At 45.7% G+C, this 1127-nt stretch carries 1 protein-coding gene and 1 pseudogene; both read right to left on the bottom strand.

Annotated elements, in window-relative coordinates:
- A pseudogene (locus tag R7O12_RS26235) lies at nt 1-770 on the bottom strand (ligase); the annotation flags it as partial.
- A partial coding sequence (locus tag R7O12_RS26240) for a glycosyltransferase family 4 protein (protein ID WP_318126992.1) occupies nt 736-1127 on the bottom strand: 392 nt, incomplete at its 5' end. The pseudogene R7O12_RS26235 and the gene R7O12_RS26240, both read right to left, overlap by 35 nt.

Genomic DNA, 1127 nt, shown 5'->3' on the forward strand with positions numbered 1-1127 from the left:
TGAGTGATCTCCAGTTTATCGGCAAGAGCATCAAAACCGACGTAGAGCGTGGTGGAGACTGTTCCAATAACCACAAATGCCAACGCCAAGAGAAGCATCCATGTATAGGTTTCACTGATGGTTTTTCGCATCCAGTTTTTAATAAAAATCTGATCGAGAAAAAACAGCAAACAAAAGCCCAGCAGAGCTTTTCGTTCTTGAGATAACACGAGTAGCGAAAATGCAACTAGCATCAAAAAAGGGAACAGGCGAATTTTGTCGCGATACAAATAGAGTAGCGAGCACAACACTCCAAATCCGTATTTACTGACTCCGAGTAATTTAAATCCGCTTTGATAGCCTTGGGCGAAGTGCCACGCTGCGACTAGACCACAGATGATAAAAAGTAGGTAGGTGAAATAGACCATCACTCGCTCATCATCAAATGCTCCGTAAGCGTAAAGTAAGCTCAGTAGACAAAGAATGGCTAGCCACTGAACGGTTTCGATCAATAGTGGGGCCAAAGGCACTCTGTTCAACAAACCATTGATAAATACATATCCAGTAAACAGCACCAAGAATCCGATACATGGGTGCAACAGTTGCTTTGCTCTTCCTTCTAAAATGATCAAGGCGATTAAGCCAACAGAAAGCAAACTTGCGATATCGGAAGGCGCAAGTGCCACGCCACCTACAGCGAATTTCACTGGGACAAAAAACAGTGCCAGAGTAATAGCTGCAAGGAGTGGAACGGTATTACTTATCGGTACAGAGCTGTTGGTAGATTCCATAATAGCCCTCTCGAAATTTGTCGATGGTGTAGAGTTTGGCTCGGTTGACGGAATAATGACTTGCCGAATTGTAAAGAGCCGCGTCTTCGCAAAGCTCTGCAACCTTTTGTGCAAGCCGATTGCTATCACCGACTTCGAACAGATATTCTGAGCTGCCGGTAACCTCATCTAATCCCGGTACATCGGACGAGAGTACGGGCAAACCTGCTGCCATCGCTTCTACGGCGGCGAGCCCAAATCCTTCAACGTGGGAAGATTGCACGTAGATATCCATATCGCTGAGAAAGAGAGGGATATCGGATACGACTCCGTGAAAATGCACGCGAGGTGAAACGTTTAACGATTGAGCGAGTCGTT

It is taken from the genome of Vibrio sp. Vb1574 (genome assembly GCF_033338675.1).